A 24,033-nucleotide genomic window follows, 5' to 3' on the forward strand; every position below is an offset into this window, starting at 1 on the left:
CTCCCCAAAGTGACGCGTGTGGCTAATGGTGCAGCCTACGCCGCAAGCTATCAATTGGTGTTAAGAGGGTAAAGCTCGTTCGTACCCAACTCCGACGGAAGGATACGTGGACGGCCTCCCAGTACCGTCACGGCCTCCGCTCCGGCACGACGTCCGGCGTCCAGCGCGGCCTCGTCGTCGGCCCCGCTCAGCAGGGCCGTAAGCAACCCCGCGGCGAACGCGTCCCCCGCTCCGATGGAGTCAATCACCTCGGTGGTGAGTGCGGGAACCCGGGCGGCCAACTTTCCGTTCCTGGCCATCAGCGCGCCGCGGGAGCCGAGTTTCACCGCCGCCGCGCCGTAGCGCAGGCTCAGAATCTCCGCCGCGCCCTCGGCCGAGGTCTCGCGGGTGAGCAGCAGCGCCTCGTCCAGATTGGGGATGATCAGCTGGGCGGTCAGGGTCTCCTGGATGAACCGCTCGACGCCGAACGAGCGCAGGAATCCGGTCGAGGCGGGGTCGACGCTGATCGAGACGCCGCGCCGGGAAGCCTCGGCCATGGCCAGCCGGGAAAGCTGGAGTCCCGGCTCGGCGAACAGCGTGTATCCGGACAGGTGAAGGTGGCCCACCCCCTCCAGCAGGCTCTCGTCCCAGTCGCCTGTGCCGATGTGCCCGCCCGCCCCCCGGTTGGTGAGCATGGAACGCTCCCCGGTCACGTCGACCATGGCGATCACCACGGCCGTCGGCCGGTCGGGGTCGACCCGCAGGTGCGGCCGTACCCCGAAGCGCCGCAGTTCGGCGGCGTGCCAGTCGGCGGTGTCGAAGCCGACCCGGGTCAGGATGCGGGTGTCGGCGCCCAGCCGGGCGGCCCAGGAGGCCGTGTTGGCCCCCGAGCCGCCGGGACGCAGCACGATGTCGGCGGCGGTGTCCGTGCCGACGGCCAGACCGCTCATGGCCGGCCCGCCGTGCAGCGCGACGACGTCGGTCACCACGTCGCCGATGACCAGTAGACCCGTTCCGGTCATGGTTTCCTCAGTTTCCCCGGCTCCAGGAGGCCGCGATCCGTCCGGCGAGGCGGACGTTGCCCCGCACCGCGGCCAGGTTCGCCTCGAGCGAGGCGCCGTCGGTGCCGCGTACCAGGTAGCCCAGGAGGAACGGGGTGATGGCCTGACCGGTGATCTTCTGTTCCTCGGCCGCCGCGAGAGCCTCGGCGAGCACCCGGTCGTGCAGTTCGGGGTCGAGCTGCTCCGACAGCGGCACCGGGTTGGCGACGATCAGCGCGCTCTCCGGGCCGCCCAGCGCGTCCTGGGCCCGCATGATGTCCGCGGCCTCGGCCGGGGTCTCGATCCGCCAGTCGATCGGCTCGCCCGAGGTGTGCAGGTAGAAGCCGGGGAACTCGTCGGTACGGAACCCCGCGATCGTGACGCCGCGGGTCTCCAGCCGCTGCAGGGTGGCTCCGACGTCCAGGATCGACTTCACGCCCGCGCAGACCACGGTGATGCGGGTCCGGCTCAGCATGTCGAGGTCGGCCGACTCGTCCTGACTGTCGGTCCACCCGCGGTGCACACCCCCGAGACCGCCGGTGGCGAAGATCCGGATGCCCGCCCTGGCGGCCAGGAACGAGGTGGCGGAGACCGTGGTCGCGCCGCTCGCCCCGAGCGCGGCGGCGGCGGGCAGGTCGCGGAAGCCCAGCTTGCGGAGCCCGGGTTCGCCGGCGATGCGCTCCAGCTGGCTCTTGTCGAGACCGATGCACGCCACGCCGTCCAGCACCGCGATCGTCGCCGGCACCGCCCCGGCCTCGCGGACGAGCTGCTCGAGTTCCACCGCGACCTGGAGGTTGCGGGGCTGGGGCAGGCCGTGCGAGATGATCGTGGACTCCAGGGCCACGATCGGGGCGCCCTGTTCCAGCGCCTCGGCCACCTCGGTCGAGGGGCGCAGCGTGCCGCCGGTGAGGGACTGTCGGGTGGTACGCATGAGCTGGTTCTGTCTCCTTGTCCGAGGTCGTAATCATTGCTTGCTTTTGGAACGGTGTAAACGACACCGTCTTCCCCAAAAAGAGCACGTTACGGCGGTTGCCGGGAGACGTCCACTTAAAGATCAGCTAATGAGTAGGACTCCGATCAGTGAGATCCCGCCGATGATGGCCGTGGCGATCCCGCCCAGGAGCAGTGACCGCCCGCCCCGCACGAGCTTTCGAAGATCGACACCGGTGCCCAGGGCGAAGAGCGCCGCCGCGAGCAGCGTCGCCGTCAGAGTGGGGACGGCCCGTGTGACCTCGGCCGGCACCACGCCCAGGCTCCGCGCCGCCACGGCCACGACGAACCCGGCGACGAACAGCGGCACCATCGGCGGCCGGCCTGCCGCCCACCCGGTCTCCGGAGGCTCCGTCGAGGCGGAGCGCAGGACGGCGGAGGTGAGGCCGACGATCGGGGCCAGCAGGACGACCCGGACCAGCTTGACGGCCACCGCGCTCACCAGGACTCCCGCGCCGGCCGCCGCGCCGATGGCCGCGACCTGCGCGACCTCGTGGACCGAGGCGCCGGCCCAGACGCCCAGCTGGTGCGGTGTCAGGCCCAGCGATCCCGCGAGCAACGGCAGCGCGACGATCGAGGCGCTGCCGTACAGGACGACCACGCCGACCGCGGCCGCCACGTCGTCGTCATCGCTTCCGGCGACCTCGTGCATGGCGGCCACCGCCGCCGCCCCGCAGACGGACACGCCGGTCGCGATCAGCAGGGACCTGCGCGGGCTCACCCCGACCCGGCCTCCGATCCACCGCGTCGCCACGAACGTGACACCGGTCCCCGCCGCGACCACCGCCAGCACCGGCCAGCCGAGCGCCAGCAGCTCCGGCAGTGCGATCTGCAACCCGAGCAGCACGATCGCCAGGCGGAGCACCCGGCGGGAGACGAACCTCAGCCCGGGAGCCAGCGAACGGTGCAGACCGCCGAGGTTGGTGAGCGCGACCCCGAGCGCCACCGCGATCACGGCGGCGCTCACCTCGGGAACGATCCGGGTGGTGGCCGTGGCCAGCACCACCGCGACGGCCACCGCCCCGAGCCCCGGCGCGAGCGTCCAGAGCGTCCCGAGCCCTGATGTCGTCGCCGGTGCCCGCCCTGTCTCAGCGGGCCCCGGGGGGGAGTGCCGGGCGGGTCCCGGTGAACTGGCGGGTGGGGAGGAGGGCATTGTCCGAGTGTCGGCGCGGCCCAGCGGGGCCGGTACCCGCCGTCTTGCTGGTAGGTCATAGCCTGGGGCTATGAGTGAGCTGCCCGACATCGAATCCCTGCGCCTGCTCGTCGATGTGGAGCGCCTGGGCAGCCTCGGCCAGGCAGCCAGGGCGGCCGGCGTCGCGCAGCCGTCGGTGAGCAAGCGCATCTCGCTGCTGGAGCGACGTCTCGGGCTGGAACTGCTGGAACGCACCCCGCGCGGCTCCGTCCTCACCCCGCAGGGCGCGATGGTCTCCGCCTGGGCCGCGCAGGTGCTGGCGGCGGCCGAGGAGCTCATGAGGGGAGTGGAGGCGGTCCGGCACGGCCGGGCCGCCCACCTGCACATCGCCGCCAGCATGACCGTGGCCGAGTATCTGCTGCCGCGCTGGCTGGGAGAGCTCCAGAACCGTGAGCCCCAGGTGCAGGTCGGCCTGGACGTACAGAACTCGGCGGAGGTGGCGAAGCTGATCGGCGGTGAGATCGAGCTCGGCTTCGTGGAGGGGCCCTCGGTGCCGTCGGGACTGGCGTCGCGGGTGGTGGCCACGGACCGGCTCGTGGTGGTGGTCGCGCCGGGTCATCCGTGGGCGCGCCGCCGTACCCCGCTACGCGCCGCCGAGCTGGCCGCCACCCCGCTGGTCGTGCGGGAGCGAGGGTCGGGCACTCGCGAGACGCTGGACGTCGCGCTGACCGGCTACGCCGTCGCCTCCCCGAAGCTGGAGCTCGGCTCCAACGCGGCGGTCAAGGGGGCCGCCCGTGAGGGTGCGGCCCCCGCCGTGCTCAGTGGCTACGCCGTGGAGGCCGAGTTGGCCACCGGCCGCCTGATCGAGGTGCCCACCAGGGACATCGACCTCGCGCGCCGCCTGCGGGCGGTCTGGCGCCGCGGTCGTACCCCCAGCGGCCCCGCCGCCACCCTGCTGAGAATCACCCTCTCCGCCGCCGGGCGGCAGGAGCCCCCGGCCCCGCCGTCCGCTCACTGACGTCTGGGGGAAGCCCCTTCCTGCTTCGGCTCGTTGTGCGGGTGCGGGTGCGGCTCGGTAGGGTCGGGGTGTTCCGCGATGACCACGTGGGGCATGTTTCTCCGAACGCCGCAGGGCGTGCCGTGTCCGCGCGGGGAGGCTTCGGGGATGTCCGGGCCGGTGAACCGCGAACCGGCAGATCCGGTCGGCAGGTCGGGTGCTGGAATCCCCGGCTCTCAAGCCGCGGGAGGACGTCAAGGGGAAGTCTCGTGCTCCGCTCTCGCTATGAAGCAGTGATCGTCGGAGGCGGCCACAACGGCCTGGTCGCCGCCGCCTACCTCGCCCGCGCGGGCCGGCGCGTCCTCGTCCTGGAGCGCCTCGGCCACGTCGGCGGTCTCGCCGTGTCGGCGCGGGCGTTCCCCGGGGTCGACGCGCGGCTCTCGCGCTACTCGTACCTGGTCAGTCTGCTGCCCGCCAAGGTCGTGGCCGACCTGGGGCTCAAGGTCACGCTGCGCCGGCGCCGTTACGCCTCGTACACGCCGGTGGGGGAGAGCGGGCTGCTGGTCGACAACGGCGACGCCGCGCGGACCGCCGCCTCCTTCGCCCGGATCACCGGGGGCACCGACGAGCTGGAGGCCTGGCGGCGCTTCTACGGGATGACCGCCGAGGTGGCCGGCAGGGTCGCGCCGACACTGCTGGAGCCTCTCGTCGACCGTGCGGCGATGCGGCGCCTCGTCGGCGACGAGGCGTGGCGCGACCTGTTCGAGCGGCCGATCGGTGAGGTGGTGGACGAGCGGTTCGCCGACGACACCGTACGCGGGGTGGTCCTCACCGACGCCCTCATCGGCACCTTCGCCGACCCCTCGGATCCGGGCCTGCAGGCCAACCGGTGCCTGCTCTACCACGTGATCGGCGACGGGACCGGCGACTGGAACGTCCCCGTCGGCGGCATGGGCGCGGTCTCCGGCGCACTCGCCGACGCCGCTCGCGCCGCGGGGGCGGAGATCCTGACCGGTGCCGAGGTGCTCGCGGTCGACGCCTCGGGCGAGGTCGTCTTCCGCGACGCGGGCGGGGAACACACGGTGGTGGGCGAGCGGGTGCTGGCCAACGTGCCGCCCGCCGTGCTCGCCCGGCTCCTCGGCGGCGCCGAGCCCGCCCCCGAGGGTGCCCAGCTCAAGGTCAACATGGTGTTGTCCCGGCTGCCGCGGCTGAAGGACCCCGCTGTGGACCCCGAGGCCGCGTTCAGCGGCACGTTTCACATCAACGAAGGCCGCGACCAGCTCGCCCGCGCGTTCGCGGAGGCGTCGGCCGGGCGTGTCCCCACGCTGCCCCCGGCCGAGGTCTACTGTCACTCGCTGACCGACCCCTCCATCCTCGGCCAGGGGTTGCGGGGGGCCGGAGCCCACACGATGACGCTGTTCGGCCTGCACATGCCGGCCAGGCTGTTCCGCGACGACCCGTCCGGGGCGCGCGAGGCCGCGCTGCGCGCCACGCTCGCCTCGATGAACCGGGTGCTCGCGGAGCCCCTTGAGGACTGTCTGCTGCGCACCCCGGACGGCGGCCTCTGCCTGGAGGCCAAGACTCCGGTCGACCTGGAGACCGAGGCGGGACTGCCGGGCGGGCACATCTTCCACCGCGACCTGTCCTGGCCGTACGGGGAGCCGGGGCGCTGGGGCGTGGAGACCGACCTTGAGCGCGTCCTGCTCTGCGGCGCGGGTGCCCGGCGCGGCGGTGGCGTCAGCGGCATCCCCGGCCACAACGCCGCCATGGCGCTGCTCGGCTGAGCACCTCCGGCCTGGGCGAAGACGGCCGGAGGTGCTCATCGGGTTCTCATGTTGAGCGTCTAACGTGAGGGGCATGGGTGACGGTGAGGCCGCGCGGGTGCTGGTCGTGGACGACGAGCCCGCGCTCAGGGAGGCGCTGCAGAGCAGTCTGGAGTTCGAGGGCTACCGGGTCGGTGTGGCCTCGGACGGCCAGGAGGCACTGGAGACGCTGGAGCGGGAGCCGTACGAGCTGGTCCTGCTGGATGTGATGATGCCCCGGCTGGACGGGCTGACCGCCTGCCGCAGACTCAGAGCGGTGGGCAACCACCTGCCGGTGCTCATGCTCACCGCCCGCGACGCCGTGGGCGACCGGGTCTCCGGCCTGGACGCGGGGGCCGACGACTACCTGGTCAAGCCGTTCGAGCTGGACGAGCTGCTGGCCCGGGTCAGGGCGCTGCTGCGGCGCGGCGCACTGAGCGCGCCCGCGGCCGAGGACGACGCGAGCCTGGTCTTCGGCGACCTGCGGATGGACACCGCCAGCCGCGAGGTCACCCGGGCGGGCGAGCGGCTGGAGCTGACCCGTACCGAGTACCTGCTGCTGGAGCTGCTCATGATCCATCCCCGCCAGGTGCTCACCCGCGAGCAGATCCTCAGCGAGGTGTGGGGTTTCGACTTCGAGCCCTCCTCCAACTCCCTCGATGTCTATGTCATGTACCTGCGCCGCAAGACCGAGACCGGTGGGCGTCCCCGGCTGATCCACACGGTCCGGGGGGTCGGCTACGTGCTGCGGAACTCGGCGTGAACGGTCGCCGCTCGCTGCGCTCACGGCTGACCCTGCTGGTGGCGGCGGCCGTGGCGCTGGCGATCGCGGTCTGCGCGGTGCTGTGCTGGTTCGTGGTCAGGGCCGAGCTGCTGCGGCAGGTGGAGCGTTCCCTGGAGGTGCCGAAGGGGCTGCAGGGCATCGAGTGGATCGAGTCGTACTGCGCGGGAGGCCCGGCGGGACCGAGGGAGGGCGGCGAGCACAGGACGCCGTTCCGCGTCCCGTCGGTTCAGTTGATCTACACCGGTGGCGGCAGGTGTGTCGTAGGCACCACGCCCGTCAAGGTCACCCCCGCCGACCTGGCCCTGACCCTGGCCCCGCCCGGTACGAGGAGGATCAGGGACGGGGTGACCGACGGCGGCGAGGAGGTCCGGGTGATGACGAGGAATGTCGGGCCCGGTATCGCGGTCATGGAGTCCCGGTCGCTGGAGGAGGTCCAGGCCACTCTCGCGGCCCTGGCCTGGATCCTCATCGGGGTCACCGCGCTCGGCGTGTTCTGCGCGGCCTCGGCGGGGCTGCTGGTCTCCCGCACCGCGCTGCGCCCGGTCGGCCGGCTGACCGAGGCCGTCGAGTACGTCGCCAGGACCGAGGACCTCGACACCAGGATCCCGGTCGAGGGCACCGACGAGATCGCCAGGCTCGGCGTCTCCTTCAACGCGATGACCGCCGCGCTGGCCGGATCCCGCGAGCGCCAGCGGCGGCTGATCGCCGACGCGGGGCACGAGCTGCGCACCCCGCTCACCAGCGTGCGCGCCAACATCGACCTGCTGCTGCGCAGTGAGAACACCGGGCGTCCGCTCGACCCCGCTCCCAAGCACAGGTTGCTGATCAACCTCAAGGCCCAGTTCGAGGAGATGTCCACGCTCGTCGGGGACCTGCTCCAGCTCTCGCGCGCCGAGGACGAGCACGAGCCGTACGTCGAGGTCGCCTTCCACGAGGTCGTCGAGGAGGCCGTGCGCCGGGCGCGGCTGCGCGCCCCCGACACCCCGATCGAGGTGGAGCTGCACCCCTGGTACCTGCGAGGTGATCAGGCCGCCCTGGAGCGGGCCGTGGTGAACCTGCTGGACAACGCGGTGAAGTTCTCGCAGGGACGACAGGGCCCGGTGCGGGTGAGGCTCCGGGGCGGCGAGCTGACGGTCAGGGACCACGGCCCCGGCATTCCCCGGGGGGAACTGCCGTACGTGTTCGACAGGTTCTGGCGGTCGTCCTCGGCCCGCAGCATGCCCGGGTCGGGGCTGGGGCTGGCCATCGTGGCCAAGGCGGTGCGCGACGCCGGGGGGGAGGTGGAACTGGAGAACGCCGAGGGGGGCGGAACCCTCGCGTGCGTCCGCCTGCCCGGCTCCCTCACCCGGCCCGCCGGGGCGTGAGCCACGGCTCGTCCGTAGCGGACAGGACCCGCCCCGATGCTCCGGGGCGGCTCGACGCGGTACGGCACGGCCGCCGCCGGTGCTTCGACGTGGGCGACTCCCAGGGGCCGTGGGCCCGATCGCCGCGTTGTTCCGCGACGTCGATTTCACCAATTGTGTGCAATCTCTTGTCATTGGATGATCGGATCTCCATCATGGTGGCAGATCAACCGGAGGAATGTACACATACCTACGGATGGCTACCTGTACGGGCGGATCCTCAGCAGGCGGTACGCCCCCTGAGGCCGAGCCGACCGCGCGGAACGGGGTCCTCAAGCTCTGCGACCACCCCGGGAAGCGTGCTCGACGCGTGGTGAGGAGTCCACGGCCGGCCGCTCGGTCCGACCGGCGAGGAGATCACACGGCTCGCCACGGCGGGGATCATCCGACCAAGGAGCACGGCATGCACTACCGGCTCGGGGTGGACGTCGGAGGGACGTTCACTGACATCCTTCTCATCGACCCCGCTACCGGGCGCACCTTCCGCGCCAAGACCCCTTCCACCCCCCACGACCAGTCGGTCGGCGTCCTGGCCGGTATCGAGAAGGTCCGTGCCGAGGCGCGGATCCCCCTCTCGGAGATCGGCCAGGTCCTGCACGGGACCACCGTCGCCACCAACGCCATCCTGGAGGGCAAGGGCGCGCGGGTGGGCCTGGTGACCACCGCCGGATTCCGGCAGGTGCTGCAGATCGCCCGCTCGTTCGTCCCCGGAGGTCTGGCCGGCTGGATCATCTGGCCCAAACCCGAGCCGCTGGCCGCGCTGGAGGACACGGTCGAGGCGATCGAGCGGGTCGCCTCCGACGGGTCGGTCGTCACGCCCCTTGACGAGGACGCGTTGCGTGCCTCTCTCGGGCGCCTGCGCGGCGTCGAGGCACTCGCGGTCTCCCTGATCAACTCTTACGCCTTCGACGGCCACGAGCGGCGGGTCGCAGAGATCGCCGCGGAGGAGCTGCCGGGCGTGCCGGTCTCCATCTCCTCCGCGGTCCTGCCCGAGCTGCGCGAGTACGAGCGGACGATCACCACCGTCGCCAACGCCTACGTCCAGCCCCAGGTCGCCAGGTACCTGGACAACCTCGCCGGCAGGATCGCCGAAGGCGGCCTGACGGGCTCCCTGAACATCCTGCGCAGTGACGGCGGCCTGGCCTCCGCCTCCGCCGCCGCGGGCAGCCCGGTCAACCTGCTGCTGTCCGGCCCGGCCGGCGGAGTCGCCGGTGCGACCTGGGTCGCCGAGCAGGCCGGCTTCCCGGACTTCCTCACCTTCGACATGGGCGGGACCTCCACCGACGTCGCCCTCGTCGAGGGCCTGCGCCCACGCGTCGGTCGCGAGACCAGGGTCGGTGACCTGACCGTCCGCTCGGCCTCGGTGGACGTGCGGACCGTCGGCGCGGGTGGCGGCTCCATCGCCCACGTCCCCGAGCTGACCCGGGCGTTGCGCGTCGGCCCGCAGTCCGCCGGTGCCGACCCGGGCCCCGCCGCGTACGGCAGGGGAGGGGAGGAGCCGACCGTCACCGACGCCAACGTGGTGCTCGGCTACCTGCCCGCCCGGCTGGCCGGTGGCGAGATCGTCCTGGACCGGGAGCGGTCGCGCGCCGCGGTGGCCAGGGTCGCCGAGGCCATGGGCCTGCCGTCGGTCGAGGCCGCGGCCCAGGGCATCGTCGACATCGTCAACGAGAACATGTTCGGCGCGCTGCGTCTGGTCTCCGTGCAGCAGGGCTTCGACCCCCGTGACTTCGCGCTGGTCGCCTTCGGCGGCGCCGGCCCGCTGCACGCCAACGCGCTGGGCCGGCTCACCGGCTCCTGGCCGGTCGTCATCCCGCCCTCGCCGGGCGTGCTCTGCGCGTACGGCGACGCCACCACGTCCCTGCGCGACGAGGCCGCCCGCACCTACATCCGGCGCTTCTCCCAGCTCACCGACACCGAACTGGGCGAGCTGCTGACCGAGCTGGCCGAGACCGCGGCGCGGACGCTGGAGACCGAGGGCGTCGACCGCGCGGACCAGAGCGCGACCTATCACGTCGACGTCCGCTACCACGGCCAGGGATTTGAGATCCCGATCCCGCTGACCCCGGACACCGGGCTCGACGCCCTCGGCAAGGCGTTCGACGCCGAGCACGAACGGCTCTTCTCGTTCCTGCTGGGCAACGAGCACGAACTGGTCAGCGCCCGCGCGGCCGTCAGCGGACCGCGCCCCAACGTCCAGGCCGTCTCGCTGGCCTCGGGCGGGGAGGACTCCTCGGCGGCCGTCACCGGAACCCATGAGATCTGGGTCGAGGGCGGCTGGACCGAGGCCGCCGTCCACGACCGCGCCGCCCTGCTCGCCGGGAACGTGGTACGCGGCCCGGCGATCGTCGTCGAGATGGACTCCACCACCCTCGTGCTGCCCGGTCACGCCGCGACGGTCCACGAGAGCGGCAGTCTGCTCATCCGTCCCCTGGAGGCATGATGGCCCAGATCATCGAGACCGCCACCGTGCCGCTCGCCGCGGTGGACGTCGACCCGGTGACCCTCGACATCATCGAGAACGCCCTGCGCAACGCGCGTCACGAGATGGACGAGGTGCTCTTTCGCACCGCGCTCTCTCCCGGCATCCGGGAGCAGCACGACGAGTTCCCGTTGATCGGCGACCCGCGGGGCCGCATGGTCGTCGGTCAGTTCGGCCTGTCCATCCCGGCGCTGCTCGACGGCTTCGACGGGACCATCGAGGAGGGCGACGTGCTGCTCACCTCCGACCCCTACTCCTGCGACGGCGCGATCAGCCATGCCAACGACTGGCTGGTCGTCATGCCGATCTACGTCGAGGGCCGGGTCGTCGGCTGGGCGTCGATGTTCGGTCACATGTCCGACGTCGGCGGCAAGACCGCCTGCTCCATGCCGACCGACGCGCGCACCATCTTCGAGGAGGGCGTGGTCATCCCGCCCTTCAAGCTCTACTCCCGGGGCGTGCTCAACGAGGACGCGCTGCGCATCATCCTCAACCAGGTGCGCCAGCCCGACTGGAACCGCGCCGACCTCAACGGCCTGATCGCGGCCTGCCGCACCGCCTCGCGGCGGATCCAGGAACTGTGCGCGCGCTTCGGGGCCGAGACCTATACCTCGGCGCTGGAGGCGCTGCTCCAGCGCAACCACGACGCGATGCGGATCCTCCTGGCGACGCTGTTCGAGGACGGGGAGACCCTCACCTTCTCCGACTACATCTGCGACGACGGGGTGGGGTACGGGCCGTACCGGCTGACGTTGTCGCTGACCCGCACCGGAGAGAAGGTGCTGCTCGACTTCTCCGGCAGTGACCCGCAGGCCCAGGGGCCGATCAACTACTACATCAACGAGAACCTCGCCCGGATGTTCTTCGGCATCTACCTGATCACCGTGGCCGACCCGCAGATCCTGTGGAACGACGGCTTCTACCCGCTGGTGGACGTGCGCATCCCGGAGAAGAGCTTCTGGAGACCCGAGTACCCGGCCGCGCTCAACGCCCGCAACCACGGCATCGGCCGGATCTTCGACCTGTTCGGCGGGCTGCTCGGGCAGAAGACGCCGGAACTGCTGAACGCCGCGGGCTTCTCCTCCTCTCCGCACTTCATGTACTCGGGGCACAAGACCGGTACGGGAGAGTGGTTCCAGCTCTACTCCATCGGTTTCGGCGGCATCCCCGGACGCCCGATCGGCGACGGCCCCGACGGGCACTCGCTCTGGCCCTCGTTCACCAACATCCCGTGCGAGTTCCTGGAGTCCTACTATCCCCTGCGCGTCGAACGCTGGGAGACCGTCGCCGACACCGGCGGGGCGGGGCTGCACCGCGGCGGCAACGGTGTGGACGTCGCCTACCGGTTCCTGGAGCCCGGCACGATCGCCATCCACGACGACCGCTGGCTCACCTACCCGTGGGGCGTCAACGGCGGTGACCCCGGCGCCCGGGGACGCAAGTGGATCGAGCGGGCCGACGGGACCGTGCAGGTGCTGCCCAGCAAGGTGCACGACGTCCCGGTCGCCCCCGGAGACCTGCTGCACTTCGTCACCTGGGGTGGCGGCGGGTGGGGCGACCCGCTGGAGCGCGATCCGGACCTCGTCGGGCTGGAGGTGCGGCGCGGTCTGGTCACCCCCGGCGGCGCCCGCCGCTACGGCGTGTCCTGCGACGAGGCGGGAACCGTGGATGTGGAGGCGACGGCCGGGCTCCGCGAGTCCCTGCGCGCCGCCAGGCCCGAGCCCGCGGTGTTCAACATGGGGCCGCCGCTGGCGGAGATCCTCGCCCGCTGCGAGGCGGAGACCGGCCTGCCCGCCCCTCGCCCGCCGCTACGGGTGTGAACACGGAGCCTCCCGGCGACGCCGGGAGGCTCCGTCCTTTTCTCACCCGGTGTTAATGGTCGGCTCAGGATCACTCAAGGTCACCTCACGACCCTGAGGACATGACAGAACCGAGCCGCCGTCACCGGGGGGCAGCGTGAAGCAGGCGACAGCACCGGCGCGCACCCGAACGGTCGAGATCGTGGTCCCCGTCCACAACGAGCAGCGGGTGCTCGACGAGAGCGTCCGCCGCCTGCACACCTATCTCACGGGAACCTTCCCCTACGGCTTCCGCATCACGATCGCCGACAACGCCAGCACCGACGCCACCTGGCAGATCGCCACCGACCTCAGCCGCGAGCTGTCCGGCGTGCGCGCCCTGCACCTCGACGCCAAGGGCCGGGGCCGGGCACTGCGCAGGGCGTGGTCGGCCAGCGACGCCGACGTGGTCGGCTACATGGACGTGGACCTCTCCACGGACCTGGACGCCTTCCTGCCGCTGGTGGCCCCGCTGCTTTCCGGCCACAGCGACCTGGCCATCGGCACCCGGCTGTCCCGGGGGGCCAACGTCGTCCGCGGGCCGAAACGGGAGTTCATCTCGCGGACGTACAACCTGCTGCTCCGCTCGGCGATGGGGGCGCGGTTCTCCGACGCGCAGTGCGGTTTCAAGGCGGTGCGCACCGAGGTCGCGCAGGCGCTGCTCCCCGCGGTCGAGGACGAGGAGTGGTTCTTCGACACCGAGCTGCTGCTCCTGGCCGAGCGGCACGGTCTGCGCATCCACGAGGTTCCCGTCGACTGGGTGGACGACCCGGACAGCCGCGTCGACATCGTCAGAACCGTCAGGGACGACCTCAGGGGGATGGCGAGGGTGGCACGGAAGACGCTGTCGGGGGCGGCCAGGATCCCGGTCCCGCCGCGGGTGCGGGCGGCGAGGCTGCCCGGGGGCATGGTCCGCCAGCTGCCGAGCTTCGCCGTCATCGGGGTGATCTGCACCCTGGCGTACCTGGCCCTGTTCGTGACCCTGCGCCTGGTGATGCCCGCCGTCGTGGCCAACGGGGTGGCCCTGCTCGTCACCGCGATCCTCAACACCGCGGCCAACCGGCGTTTCACCTTCGGCGTCACCGGCCGTACCGGAGCTCTCCGCCACCAGCTCGAAGGCGGCCTGGCCTTCCTCGTCGGCCTGCTGCTGAGCACCGGCGGCCTGGCCCTGCTCGACCTCGTGGTACCCGCGGCGTCCACCGCCGCGGAGGTCGCCGCGCTCGCGGCGGCCAACGCCGTCGCCACCCTCGTACGCTTCCTGATGCTCCGCACCTGGGTCTTCAATCCCCGCCGCGCCAAGGAGGGCACCCGATGATCACCCACACCTCGCCGGAGGCGGGACCCGGCGCGCCGGCACAGCCTCAGAGCGGCAGGCACGCCGCCGGGCCGGGACGCGCGGGCCGGGACGGCGGACTCGGCGGTGTCGCGCGACGGGCGTTTCTCGGCCGGCCCGGCGACCCCCGCTGGGCGCGGCCAGGCCTGTGGGGCGTGCTCGCGCTGGCCACCGTCCTGTACGTCTGGGCACTGGGGCGCAACGGTCACGCCAACGAGTACTACGCCGCCGCGATCCTGTCGGGCACCCAGAGCTGGAAGGCGTTCTTCTTCGGAGCCCTGGACGCGGGGTCGTTCATCACCGTGGACAAGCCACCGCTCGCGCTGTGGGTCATGGGACTGCCCGCCAGGATCTTCGGGTTCGGCACCTGGAGCATGCTCCTGCCCCAGGCCGTCGCCGGGGTCGCCGCCGTCGCCGTGCTCCACTCGGCGGTGCGAAGAGCCATGCCCGGCGGGTACGGCCACGCCGCCGCACTGGTCGCGGCCCTGGCGATGACGCTGACCCCGATCACCGTGGCCATCAACCGGGACAACAACCCCGACACCCTCCTGGTCCTGCTGCTGGTGCTCGCGGCCTGGTTCTGCCAGGAGGCGGTACGCACCGGCCGGACGCGTACGCTCGTCGTCTCGGCGGCGCTCGTCGGCCTGGCGTTCAACACCAAGATGCTCCAGGCCTACCTGGTGCTGCCGGCCTTCGCCCCGCTCTACCTGGTCATGGCTCCGGGGACGTTGCCCCGCCGTCTCGGGCGGCTGCTCGCCGCGGGTGCCTCGCTGGTGGTCTTCAGCGCCTGGTGGATGGTGATCGTGGACCTGTGGCCCGCGTCGGACCGCCCCTACATCGGCGGCAGCACCGACAACTCCGTCTGGGACCTCGTCATCGGCTACAACGGCCTCGGACGGATCTTCGGCAACGGCGGGGGGCGGGGCGGGGGTGGCATGGGGTTCGGCGGCGAGGCGGGCGCCGGGCGCCTGTTCAACGACACCATGGCCGGGCAGATCTCCTGGCTGCTGCCCTTCGCCGTGATCGCCCTGATCACCGGCCTGGCCCTGACCGCCCGCGGCCCGCTCCGCGACACCAGGGTCGCCCTGCTGCTGTGGGGCGGCTGGCTCGCGGTCCACTACGTCGTGTTCAGCTTCTCCAATGGCACCTTCCACCCGTACTACTCCACCGCGATGGCCCCGGCCGTCGCCGCTCTGACCGGTCTCGGCGGGGTGCTCGGCTGGAGGGCCTACCGGCACTCCAGGGCGTGGTCGTGGGTGCTACCCGCGGGGGGCGCGGTCACCGGGGCGTGGGCGTTCACCGTGCTGCGCCGCGGTACGGACTTCGTGCCCTGGCTGGCCTGGGCGGTCGCCGCGATCACGGTGACGGCGGTCGCCGGGCTGTGCCTGGCCCGCCTGGGGCCGCGGCTCCGGCTGCGGATCGCCGCCGTCGCGCTGACGGCCGGGCTGGCCGCCTGCCTCGCCGGTCCCGCCGCCTACGCGCTGACCCCGCTCGGCTCGGCCGTCAACGGCACCAACCCCACCGCGGGTCCCGCGGGCAGCGGCGGCCTCGGCGGCATGCGGGGCGGCTCCCCCGGAGGCTCCCTCGGCGGCACGAGAGGAGAGGCTCCCGAAGGTGACGGCGGGCCTCCCGGCGGCGCACCGGGACAGAACCCGCAGCAGGGGACGACCGGTGACGCCGTTCCGCGGACGCGCTACGGCCTCCCGGCCGGCCCCGGCGGTGCCATGGACCAGCAGATGATCGAATACCTGAGGAGGAACCGGGACGGCGCGACCTGGCTGGTGGCGGTGAGCAGCGCGCGGGACGCCTCCGCGGCCATCCTGTCGACGGGGCTGCCCGTCATCGCGATGGGCGGCTTCACCGGGAGCGACCCGGCCATGACCGTGGACCGGCTCGACGAGCTCGTCTCCTCGGGGCGGCTCAGGTACGTGATGACCGGAGGCGGCCGGGGCGGGCCCGACGGGGGCGGGTCCCAGGTGACCGAGTGGGTGCGGGCCAACTGCACGGCGGTCACGGCGTCGGAGTACGGCGGCTCCACCGACCAGTCCCTGTACCGCTGCGGCTGAGCCGGCACGCCGGCCGTCCGGGACGGATGGAAATCCTGAGCGTCACGCCGGCGGCCGGGCGAGTTTGGCGGCCACGGCGTCGAGGACCCAGTCCAGGCCGGTCGCGAAGGACGCCTCGGCGTCCATCTCCGTGCCGTCGTGCACGGCCTTGGCCAGCGCCGGGAAGCGGCCCGTGGCCAGCATCCTCATCACATGCGGGCCGGAGGCGCGCTGCCAGTCTCGCTTGGACAGGCCTGTGGCGCGCTCGGCCCGCAGGTTCGCGATCTCGCGCCTGATCGCGCCGGTGAAGTAGGCACTGACGGTCTCCACGGCGCGCAGGACGGTGTCGAGGTCGGCGAGGCCGTCGAGGGCGGCCAGCGTGGCCTCGGTCACGGCGAGGGCGTTCGGGCCCAGGGTCGGACGGCCGCCGAGCAGGTCGGCCAGCCATTCGTGACGGAGGGTGGCCTGCCTGGTGCGGTGGGCGCGGGTGCGCAGCACCTCCCGCCAGTCGCCGGGCTGCTCCGCGGGGAGGATCTCGGTGTGGACCTCGTCCACCATGAGGTCGAACAACTCCTCCTTGGTGGAGATGTATCCGTACAGCCGCATCGGGCCGGCGTCCAGCCGGGCGGCGACCTTGCGCAACGACACCGCCTCCAGCCCGCCCTCGTCGGCCAGCGCGATGGCGGCGGCAACGATTCGCTCCCGGTCGAGCGGCACGGGGCGAGTCGGCGGCTCCGGCCGGTCCCACACAGTCATGGTTACATCGTACTGTTGCGATACACTGTAATAGTTAAATACGGTATATCGCTATGAGACACCGTATCGCCGTGATCGGGGGCGGCCCCGCCGGCCTCACCTTCGCCTGCGTCCTGCGCCGCCGCGGTCACCCTGTCACCGTCCTCGAACGTGATCCCGCCCCCGACGCCCGGCCCCCGGGCGGCACGCTCGACCTGCACGAAGGGATGGGCCAGCTCGCACTGGGCAAGGCGGGGCTGCTGGCGGAGTTCCAGGCGCTGTCCCGTCCCGAAGGGCAGGCCATGCGCATCCTGGACGCGGACGGGACCGTCCTTCGCGACTGGCGACCCCGTCCGGGTGATCGGGCCAATCCCGAGATCGACCGGGGGCAACTCCGTGACCTGCTGCTCGGCCCCCTCGACGTTCAGTGGGGGCGGGGCGTGACGGAGGTGGTGCCGGGGACCCGGGACGGCGTGCTGGTCCGTTTCGCGGACGGGCGCCAGGAGACGTTCGACCTCGTGATCGGCGCGGACGGCGCCTGGTCCCGGGTCCGCCCGGCGATCTCGTCCGCGACGCCCTACCACACCGGCGTCACCCTGGTCGAGACCTCCCTGGACGATGTCGACATCCGCCATCCCGACCTCGCCCGGCTGATCGGCGACGGTTCCATGGCCGTGTACGGCGTGAACCGCGCCCTCGTCGCCCAGCGCAACAGCGGCGGCCACGTCAAGGTGTACGCCCAGTTCCGCGCGCCGCTGAACTGGCACACGAATCTGGACCTGGCCGACGTCGAGGCCGTGCGGTCAAGCCTGCTGGCTCTGTTCGACGGCTGGGCCGCTCCCGTCCTCGACCTCCTCCGCCACGGCACCGCTTTCGTCCACCGCCCCCTCTACGTCCTGCCCGTGTCCCACACCTGGGCCCACGTCCCCGGGGTGACGCTACTGGGCGACGCCGCCCACCTGATGCCCCCATTGGGGGTGGGCGCGAACCTCGCGATGCTGGAAGGCGCCGAACTCGCCGAGTCCGTCGCCGCCGCCCCCGGCGATCTGGACGAGGCCGTCCGCGCCTTCGAGGAACAGATGTGGGCACGGGCCGGCAGGTGGGCGAAGATCACGATGGCCGGTCTGGAGCGCCTCGTGAGCCCGGACCCCACCGAAGCCCTCGCCCTCTTCGACGAAGTTCAGCCATCCTGACCGCCGAGCGCGAGAGTACCGGCGGTCCGCCGCGACCTGCTGCAGGCCAACCCGATGGACCGGATCGACGCCGTCAAGGTGCCCAAGACCTTGCCCCGTCCGGCCGCGGCGGCCGATATCGAAATGCCAACGGCTGTCCGTCGACTCCTCACCCCGCTCCTTGCCCGTACGACAGGTGCGAAATCATTGACTGATTGACCAATCAGTAGTATGGAGGCGGTGCGCGCGCGCTGCTGTAGTCTTGCGCCGTGCACAGCGGAGGAGGGGCGCGCAGCAGCCGCGCCGACCAGGCCGACCAGCGCCGAGCGGAGCTCCTTGAGGCCGCCAGGCGGGTCGTGCTCGAGCGCGGGCTGGCCAGCACCCGGGTCGCCGACATCGCCAAGGCGACGAACGTGAGCGGTGGCCTGATCCACTACCACTTCGCCACCAAGGACGATCTCATCACCGAGATGCTCCGCAGCACCAGCGACTCGGAGATCCAGCGGCTGAAGGAGATCGTCGCGGGCCCCGGCACCGCCGTCCAACTCCTCGACCGGGTCCTGCGCTTCTACATCCCGGCCTCCCGCTCCGACCAGAGCTGGATCCTCTGGGTCGACGCCTGGGCCGTGGGAGTGCGCGAGGAGCACGTCCGCACCATCCTGCTGGAGCTTGAGGACGCCTGGATCGAGATCCTCAGCCAGGTGATCTCCGCCGGCGTGGCCTCGGGTGAGTTCACCTGCGACGACCCCCTGGGGTCGGCCGAGCGGATCGACGGCATGCTCGACGGCCTCGTGGTCCGGTACACCCTGCACACCGGCAACCTGTCGCGGAGCCGGATGCTCCATCACGCCAGGGTCGCCGCCGCCAGGGAGGTCGGCCTGCGCCTCTCGGACTTTCCCGACGAGCCGGCCGAGGCCCCGTAGCGGCGGGGCTACCGGATCAGACCTGGGGGGTGGGCAGGGCCGCGAGGAGGAAGGCCAGCCGCGCCGCGGCGCCGTCGATGTTCTCGCTGGTGCCGAGCCGGTAACCCCACGAGGTGATGAAACGGCCGTCCTGGGAGCAGGTCACGGTCTCGGCCAGGGTGTTGCTGAAACGGTTGCGGACGTACACGTACGCGGGATCATCGAACGAGATCCGCTGTACGGAAAGGTCGGCGTGCAGCCGTATCGCAGCAACGAACCTCTCCAGACAAGACAGCGTGTCCAGCATCGTGTGTCACCTCCGTCTCGACAGAGAATTGCACGATCTTGGGATGCTAATCAAGCAATTGCGGTGTTTAGTCCCTTGGCTGCCCGGAGAAATCGTTGAGTACCCGGACGATCACCGACCTGGCGTCCTCCCCGAAGGCCGCGACCTCGCAGAGTTCCTCGAAGGTCCGCGCGTAGAAGACGACGTCGTCCGGGTCACGAAGAAGCAGGTCCCTCGTCCTGGTCGGCACCGCGACATGGTCGTCGTCGTACATCCAGAAACCGTTGAGCGGTGCCGAGGGCAGGGGCGCCTCGAAGGGGATCACACCGAACTCCACGTTCGGCAGCGCGGTCACCGCCAGTAACCGGTCGAGCTGCCCGCGCATCACGTCCAGCGGGGCCAGCCGGTAGCGCAGCACCGCCTCCGGCAGGACGAACCTGAACCGCCTGCTCTGGTCGTAGAGGATGTCCTGGCGCCGCATGCGGACCCGGATGGCCGCGTCGATCTCGTCGGGGGACCGGTAGAGACGCTTGATCCGAGTGAAGATGCTCCGGGCGTACTCGGTGGTCTGCAACAGGCCGATGACCACGCCCGGCTCGAACACTCGCAGCAGCGTGGTCCGTGCCTCCATGTCGAGGACGTCCTCCTGGAGGGCGGCCAGTCCGCCGCGGTGCCGCTGCCGCCAGGGGTCCTGGCGATCCAGGAGTCCCAGTGCCCGCCCCACCAGCTCCTCGACCACCTCGGGGGCGGCGTCTGTGGCCCGCGCCCACTGGACGATGTCGTCCTCGGTGACGGTCTGGCGGGCGTTCTCGATCCGGGAGACCTTGGAGGCCTGCCACCTCAGCCGTTCGGCCAGTTCCTTGCCCGACAGGTGAGCGGTCTCCCGCAGGTGCCGTAACCGCGCGCCGAGTTCGGTCCTGGCCTGTTGGAACCCGCCCACACGATCTCCCCGGCCACTCTCGCCCGCCTGCTCCTCCCGCGGGTTCACGTCATCCCCCGCGTGGTGCGCACGACGCTAGACCCGGGCATGTGGATCAAGCCAGAGAGCACTCCTAATCGTGACCAATATTTACAGAAAGTACTCGGCGCGCGATGTCCACGAGCAACTCGCGGGGCACCTCGACGGCGGTTTCACCCTCCAGGACATGACGCAGGTCGGCCAGGGCCTCCGCGTCGGTCACCCGAAGGCCCTGCACCACGACGGTCCCGCGATCGGTCTCGTAGAGGGAGGGGCAGGCGCCCGCTTCGGAGGTGGAACCAAGGAACCGCAGGCGCATGACTGAATCCTTCCCCGAACCACACTCATGGAGCAATTGCGAGCAATCCTAGATTTTGGAAGGTTGCATGAAGGTTTCAAGCACCAGATAACGCACATTCCACTTATTTCGTCTTATGTCACATGAACGTGCGAGCACGGGCGAACAGGTTCAGCGTGGTCGCGTGGAGCAGGTCCCCGAGTTCCCTGGACGCCTTGCCCGCGCACGCGCGTGCGTGCGTACCCTCCAGCACGATGCCGAGCTTGAAGCAGGCCAGCACCGCGTACCAGTCGACGGCGGACAGGTCGCGGTCGGACAGGGCCGCGTAGCACTCGACGAGCTCGGCGGCCGGGGCCAGCCCGGTGACACCGCCGGAGATCACCCCCACGCCGTCGGGGGTCGGCCAGGTCGCCAGCAGCCACCCCAGGTCCAGCAGCGGGTCGCCCACCGTGCACATCTCCCAGTCGACGATCGCGGCCACCCTGGGCCCGTCGCAGGCGAACATGAGGTTGGCCAGGTGGTAGTCACCGTGCATGATCCCCGGGGTGAACTCCTTCGGCCGGTTGCGCTCCAGCCAGCCGGCCGTCTCCGCCAGTCCGGGGATGTCGGGTCCCGGATACCCGTCCAGGGCCCCGTAGCCGTCCAGTTCGCCCATCCAGCGCGGTACCTGCCGCTCCAGGAACCCCTCGGGGCGGCCGAACCCGTCGAGCACGCCGTGGTCCACCCGTCCCAGGTCGGCCAGCGCCGAGGCCGCCTCCAGGCCCATCCGGTGCCGGATCGCGGGATCGCTCGCGTGCGGCTCGGGCAGCCCGACCGTGGGGTTGAAACCCCGGACCGGTTCCATCAGGTAGAAGACCGCGCCCATGACGCTCTCGTCGGTACAGGCCGCGACGAGGCGCGGCGCCGCCACCGGCGTGTCGCGCAGCACCGCCAGCACCCTCGCCTCCCGGCGGAGCACCTCGTTGCTCCTGGCGCGCGGATGCAGCGGCGGCCTGCGCAGCACGTACCGAGCCCCGCCCCGCTCGAAGCGGACCATGACGTTCTGCGTTCCGCCCGCCACCGGCGCGACCCGCTCGAACGGCCCGCCGGGCAGCCCCTGCGCGTCCATCCACGCACCGAGCACGCCGAAGTCGATCACATTGACGTCGATGTGCGCGGCCGTCATGCACCCTCCTCAACCGAATCATATTCTAGTCAGGGTGAATCTATGATCCCCGCCTGCGACGGTCAACACCGCCCGTACCACGCCGGCCGTTCCGATCGGGGGATCAGAGCAGGCGCCGCGGGATGTCGGTGAGTACGGCGCGGAGTTCCTCGCCGAGGGCCTTGGCCTGGGCGTCGAGGCGAGGGCTGGCGGCCACACCCCGGCCGAGGAGGCCGTGGACGACGAAGTTGACGGCGAGCAGGTTGGGCAGCTCGAAGCGCTCGACGTTCAGTTCCGCGGTGCCGGGCAGGAGCTCGGCCAGGCGCTCGACCGTCAGGTGGCTCTCCAGCCAGCCGAACTGCTCGGGGGTGCGGACCCAGACCCCCAGGTTGGCGTTGCCGCCCTTGTCCCCGGACCGGGCACCCACGATCGAGCCCAGCGCGACCCGTACCGTCCCGCCGCCGCCGTCCGCGCCCCGTGGACCGCCCGGCGCGGCTCCCTCCGGCGCTCCGGGGCGGGTGACCGGGGGAGGGGGCGCCTGCCCGGACCGCTCCCGGCCGTCGTCCTCCGAGTCGTCCGGCACCGTGGGGAGCTCGCGGCCGTCGAGCCAGACGCGGGCCCGCACCGCCTCCGCCGGGATGAGCGTGGGCCAGTAGACCCCGTACGGTGAGGCGTCACCGGGAGGGGTCAGCCCGTAGAAGCCGGGGTAGCTCGCCAGGCCGGTCTCGACCACGGCCGAGGAGAAGGCACGTCCGGCCCTGCGCCGGTCGGCGTCCATCACGGTGACGCGCAGCAGGGCGGTGCCCGCCAGCGGGGTGAGCTCGACGTGGACCTCGTCGAACGACTCCCTCGGCACCCGGGCCCAGATGGCCTCCTGGGCGAGCCTGGCCTTGGCCTCGATGTCCAGGCCGGTCAGGACGAGCGTCATGGTGTTGCGGTAGCCCGCCAGGTAGTTGACGGCGACCTTGAGCGTGCCGGGCGGGGCCTCGCCGCGCACCCCCGAGACGCGGACCCGGTCGGGGCCCTGCTGCTCCAGCCGGATCGTGTCGAAGCGCGCGATCACGTCGGGGCCGAGGTAGCGGGGGGAGGCGATCTCGTACAGCAGCTGCGCGGTGACCGTGCCGACCGAGACCAGCCCCCCGGTCCCGGGATGCTTGGTGACCACACTGGAGCCGTCCGCCTCCAGCTCCACCAGCGGAAACCCGCAGCGAGCCAGGTCGGGCACCTCGCCGAAGAACGCGTAGTTACCGCCGGTCGCCTGGCAGCCGCACTCGATGACGTGCCCGGCGACCACGGAGCCGGCCAGCGCGTCGAGATCGCCGGGCCCCCAGCCGTACCGCCAGATTCCCGGCCCGGTGACCAGTGCGGCGTCCGTGACGCGGCCGGTCACCACCACGTCCGCCCCGGCGGACAGGGCGGCGGCGATCGGGCGGCCCCCCAGGTAGGCGTTGGCGGTCAGGGCGGGCGCGGGCAGCGGCTCGCCGGTGTCGGCGTTCGGCGCTCCGCCCAGGTCGTGGCCGGTGAGATCGTCACCGGTGACATGGGCGACCCGCACCGGCAACCCGAGGCGCGTCGCCAGCTCGGTCACCGCCCCGGCGCACCCGGCGGGATCCAGCCCGCCCGCATTAGAGACGATCTTGATGCCGCGTTCCAGGCAGGTCCCGAGGACCTCCTCCAGCTGCTTGAGGAAGGTCGGCGCGTAGCCGGGGCGGCCCCTGAGCCGGTTCCCGGCCAGGATCAGCATGGTCAGCTCGGCGAGCCAGTCGCCGGTGAGCACGTCGATCGGGCCGCCCTCCACCATCTCCCTGGCGGCCGACAGCCGGTCGCCGTAGAAGCCGGAGCAGTTGGCGATACGCAACATCGGATCTCCTCGGGCGGGTGTCCGGCAGGCGGTGTCAGCCCACCTCGGAGGCGGGGATCCAGGACGCGGGCCGCTTCTCCATGAAGGCGGCGATCCCCTCCTGCCCCTCGGCGGAGGTGAAGCGCCGGGCGGACAGCTCGGCCATCTGGCGCATGCCCTCCTCGACACTCAGCTCGGGCACGGTCCGCACGAGCTGCTTGGTGAGAGCGAGCGACTCGGGGCCGCCGCGCAGCAGCATGCCGGTGTAGTGGGCGACGGTCGCGTCCAGCTCCTCCTCGGGCACGGCGCGGGTGAGCAGCCCGATCTCCCTGGCACGGGCGGCGTCGAACGTCTCCCCGGTGAGCAGGTACTCGGCGGCGGCGCGCGGGTCGAGCCGCCGCAGCACGGTCACCGAGATCATCGCGGGCACCACGCCGAGCCGCACCTCGCTGAAGGCGAACGAGGCCGAGTCGGGGGCGATCGCGAAGTCGCAGGCCGCCACCAGGCCGAGCCCCCCGGCCCTCGCGGTGCCGTTCAGCCTGCACACGACCGGCTTCGGGCTCTCCCAGATCAGGCTCATGATCTCCGGAAACGACGCGGTCACCGGCGCCTCGTGCGCGCCGCGGGGGGTCACCCGCTGCTCCTTCAGGTCGGCGCCCGAGCAGAACACCGGCCCGGTCCCGGTGAGCACGATCACCCGGACGCCCTCCTCGGCCAGCGCCCAGTTGAGCCGCTCCTCCAGGTCGCCCAGCAACCGCACCGACAGGGCGTTGCGGTTGCGGGGGGAGTCGAGAGTGATCGTCGCCACCCCTCCGGACACCTCCCCGTGCACCAGGCGCTCCACCGGCCAACCCCCATCGGTTCTCATCTGAA

Annotated in this window: 20 protein-coding genes; 10 read left to right on the top strand and 10 right to left on the bottom strand. The window is 71.8% G+C overall.

Annotated features, from left to right (window positions below; genetic code table 11):
• Nucleotides 1-50: 50 nt before the first annotated feature.
• From IG98_RS0108425 to IG98_RS0108435, 3 genes are all read right to left on the bottom strand, one after another.
• Complete coding sequence (locus tag IG98_RS0108425; RefSeq protein ID WP_030908057.1) at nt 51-1,001, bottom strand: carbohydrate kinase family protein; 951 nt, start codon at nt 999-1,001, stop codon at nt 51-53.
• A 7-nt stretch (nt 1,002-1,008) separates the two neighbouring features.
• Complete coding sequence (locus tag IG98_RS0108430; RefSeq protein ID WP_051751849.1) at nt 1,009-1,950, bottom strand: pseudouridine-5'-phosphate glycosidase; 942 nt, start codon at nt 1,948-1,950, stop codon at nt 1,009-1,011.
• A gap of 123 nt (nt 1,951-2,073) precedes the next feature.
• Complete coding sequence (locus tag IG98_RS0108435) at nt 2,074-3,162, bottom strand: YeiH family protein (RefSeq protein WP_084195215.1); 1,089 nt, start codon at nt 3,160-3,162, stop codon at nt 2,074-2,076.
• 70 nt (nt 3,163-3,232) lie between these two features.
• Between IG98_RS0108435 and IG98_RS0108440 the strand changes: the two genes are divergently transcribed.
• The 8 genes from IG98_RS0108440 to IG98_RS54225 all read left to right on the top strand — a co-directional run bounded on the left by IG98_RS0108440 (nt 3,233) and on the right by IG98_RS54225 (nt 15,846).
• Complete coding sequence (locus tag IG98_RS0108440) at nt 3,233-4,159, top strand: LysR family transcriptional regulator (protein ID WP_051751851.1); 927 nt, start codon at nt 3,233-3,235, stop codon at nt 4,157-4,159.
• A gap of 248 nt (nt 4,160-4,407) precedes the next feature.
• The gene (locus IG98_RS0108445) at nt 4,408-5,922 is read left to right on the top strand and encodes a phytoene desaturase family protein (protein WP_030908065.1); all 1,515 of its coding nucleotides are present in this window, start codon (nt 4,408-4,410) and stop codon (nt 5,920-5,922) included.
• Between the two features lie 73 nt (nt 5,923-5,995).
• Nucleotides 5,996-6,703 carry a response regulator transcription factor gene (locus IG98_RS0108450; RefSeq protein ID WP_030908067.1) on the top strand — a complete coding sequence of 236 codons (708 nt, stop codon included), beginning with the start codon at nt 5,996-5,998 and terminating at the stop codon, nt 6,701-6,703.
• Nucleotides 6,700-8,088, top strand: coding sequence for a HAMP domain-containing sensor histidine kinase (locus IG98_RS0108455; RefSeq protein ID WP_030908069.1), 1,389 nt, complete (start codon nt 6,700-6,702; stop codon nt 8,086-8,088). The genes IG98_RS0108450 and IG98_RS0108455 overlap by 4 nt, the downstream gene beginning before the upstream one ends.
• Before the next feature lie 442 nt (nt 8,089-8,530).
• Nucleotides 8,531-10,570, top strand: a complete 2,040-nt coding sequence (locus IG98_RS0108460; RefSeq protein WP_030908071.1) for a hydantoinase/oxoprolinase family protein — start codon at nt 8,531-8,533, stop codon at nt 10,568-10,570.
• Nucleotides 10,567-12,429, top strand: coding sequence for a hydantoinase B/oxoprolinase family protein (locus IG98_RS0108465; RefSeq protein ID WP_245651450.1), 1,863 nt, complete (start codon nt 10,567-10,569; stop codon nt 12,427-12,429). The genes IG98_RS0108460 and IG98_RS0108465 overlap by 4 nt, the downstream gene beginning before the upstream one ends.
• A gap of 136 nt (nt 12,430-12,565) precedes the next feature.
• A complete protein-coding gene (locus IG98_RS0108470) occupies nt 12,566-13,762 on the top strand; it encodes a bifunctional glycosyltransferase family 2/GtrA family protein (protein ID WP_030908074.1) in 1,197 nt (398 codons plus the stop codon).
• Nucleotides 13,759-15,846 (top strand): mannosyltransferase YkcB-related protein, encoded by a 2,088-nt coding sequence (locus IG98_RS54225; RefSeq protein WP_084195216.1) that lies wholly within the window; start codon nt 13,759-13,761, stop codon nt 15,844-15,846. Before IG98_RS0108470 ends, IG98_RS54225 begins: the two co-directional genes overlap by 4 nt.
• A gap of 42 nt (nt 15,847-15,888) precedes the next feature.
• Here the strand turns inward: IG98_RS54225 and IG98_RS0108480 are convergent, their stop codons facing one another.
• Nucleotides 15,889-16,581 carry a TetR/AcrR family transcriptional regulator gene (locus IG98_RS0108480; protein WP_037969730.1) on the bottom strand — a complete coding sequence of 231 codons (693 nt, stop codon included), beginning with the start codon at nt 16,579-16,581 and terminating at the stop codon, nt 15,889-15,891.
• Nucleotides 16,582-16,634: 53 nt separating this feature from the next.
• Here IG98_RS0108480 and IG98_RS0108485 point away from each other — a divergent pair, with 53 nt between their 5' ends.
• Nucleotides 16,635-17,753: an FAD-dependent oxidoreductase gene (locus IG98_RS0108485; protein WP_030908080.1), complete on the top strand. Its 1,119-nt coding sequence runs from the start codon at nt 16,635-16,637 to the stop codon at nt 17,751-17,753.
• A gap of 248 nt (nt 17,754-18,001) precedes the next feature.
• Complete coding sequence (locus tag IG98_RS0108490) at nt 18,002-18,655, top strand: TetR/AcrR family transcriptional regulator (protein WP_051751853.1); 654 nt, start codon at nt 18,002-18,004, stop codon at nt 18,653-18,655.
• A 16-nt stretch (nt 18,656-18,671) separates the two neighbouring features.
• Here IG98_RS0108490 and IG98_RS0108495 read toward each other — a convergent pair whose 3' ends face one another.
• The 6 genes from IG98_RS0108495 to IG98_RS0108520 form a co-directional block, all read right to left on the bottom strand.
• On the bottom strand, nt 18,672-18,941 hold the full coding sequence (locus IG98_RS0108495) for a hypothetical protein (protein WP_030908083.1): 270 nt from the start codon (nt 18,939-18,941) through the stop codon (nt 18,672-18,674).
• Between the two features lie 67 nt (nt 18,942-19,008).
• Nucleotides 19,009-19,860, bottom strand: coding sequence for a helix-turn-helix domain-containing protein (locus IG98_RS0108500; RefSeq protein ID WP_030908086.1), 852 nt, complete (start codon nt 19,858-19,860; stop codon nt 19,009-19,011).
• 112 nt (nt 19,861-19,972) lie between these two features.
• Complete coding sequence (locus IG98_RS0108505) at nt 19,973-20,197, bottom strand: hypothetical protein (protein ID WP_030908087.1); 225 nt, start codon at nt 20,195-20,197, stop codon at nt 19,973-19,975.
• 118 nt (nt 20,198-20,315) lie between these two features.
• On the bottom strand, nt 20,316-21,341 hold the full coding sequence (locus IG98_RS0108510; RefSeq protein WP_030908089.1) for a phosphotransferase family protein: 1,026 nt from the start codon (nt 21,339-21,341) through the stop codon (nt 20,316-20,318).
• 103 nt (nt 21,342-21,444) lie between these two features.
• Nucleotides 21,445-23,181: an acyclic terpene utilization AtuA family protein gene (locus IG98_RS0108515; RefSeq protein WP_030908092.1), complete on the bottom strand. Its 1,737-nt coding sequence runs from the start codon at nt 23,179-23,181 to the stop codon at nt 21,445-21,447.
• Nucleotides 23,182-23,215: 34 nt separating this feature from the next.
• A complete protein-coding gene (locus tag IG98_RS0108520; RefSeq protein WP_030908094.1) occupies nt 23,216-24,028 on the bottom strand; it encodes an enoyl-CoA hydratase-related protein in 813 nt (270 codons plus the stop codon).
• Nucleotides 24,029-24,033: the final 5 nt, after the last annotated feature.

It is taken from the genome of Streptosporangium amethystogenes, assembly GCF_000721075.1.
GTDB classification, from domain to species: Bacteria; Actinomycetota; Actinomycetes; order Streptosporangiales; family Streptosporangiaceae; genus Streptosporangium; species Streptosporangium amethystogenes.

Bases quoted from the DNA above. Each gene is read 5' to 3' on its own strand.
- IG98_RS0108425 (WP_030908057.1), bottom strand. From the start codon at position 1,001: ATGACCGGAACGGGTCTACTGGTCATCGGCGACGTGGTGACCGACGTC.
- IG98_RS0108430 (WP_051751849.1), bottom strand. From the start codon at position 1,950: ATGCGTACCACCCGACAGTCCCTCACCGGCGGCACGCTGCGCCCCTCG.
- IG98_RS0108435 (WP_084195215.1), bottom strand. From the start codon at position 3,162: ATGCCCTCCTCCCCACCCGCCAGTTCACCGGGACCCGCCCGGCACTCC.
- IG98_RS0108440 (WP_051751851.1), top strand. From the start codon at position 3,233: ATGAGTGAGCTGCCCGACATCGAATCCCTGCGCCTGCTCGTCGATGTG.
- IG98_RS0108450 (WP_030908067.1), top strand. From the start codon at position 5,996: ATGGGTGACGGTGAGGCCGCGCGGGTGCTGGTCGTGGACGACGAGCCC.
- IG98_RS0108460 (WP_030908071.1), top strand. From the start codon at position 8,531: ATGCACTACCGGCTCGGGGTGGACGTCGGAGGGACGTTCACTGACATC.
- IG98_RS0108465 (WP_245651450.1), top strand. From the start codon at position 10,567: ATGATGGCCCAGATCATCGAGACCGCCACCGTGCCGCTCGCCGCGGTG.
- IG98_RS54225 (WP_084195216.1), top strand. From the start codon at position 13,759: ATGATCACCCACACCTCGCCGGAGGCGGGACCCGGCGCGCCGGCACAG.
- IG98_RS0108480 (WP_037969730.1), bottom strand. From the start codon at position 16,581: ATGACTGTGTGGGACCGGCCGGAGCCGCCGACTCGCCCCGTGCCGCTC.
- IG98_RS0108485 (WP_030908080.1), top strand. From the start codon at position 16,635: ATGAGACACCGTATCGCCGTGATCGGGGGCGGCCCCGCCGGCCTCACC.
- IG98_RS0108495 (WP_030908083.1), bottom strand. From the start codon at position 18,941: ATGCTGGACACGCTGTCTTGTCTGGAGAGGTTCGTTGCTGCGATACGG.
- IG98_RS0108505 (WP_030908087.1), bottom strand. From the start codon at position 20,197: ATGCGCCTGCGGTTCCTTGGTTCCACCTCCGAAGCGGGCGCCTGCCCC.
- IG98_RS0108510 (WP_030908089.1), bottom strand. From the start codon at position 21,341: ATGACGGCCGCGCACATCGACGTCAATGTGATCGACTTCGGCGTGCTC.
- IG98_RS0108515 (WP_030908092.1), bottom strand. From the start codon at position 23,181: ATGTTGCGTATCGCCAACTGCTCCGGCTTCTACGGCGACCGGCTGTCG.
- IG98_RS0108520 (WP_030908094.1), bottom strand. From the start codon at position 24,028: ATGAGAACCGATGGGGGTTGGCCGGTGGAGCGCCTGGTGCACGGGGAG.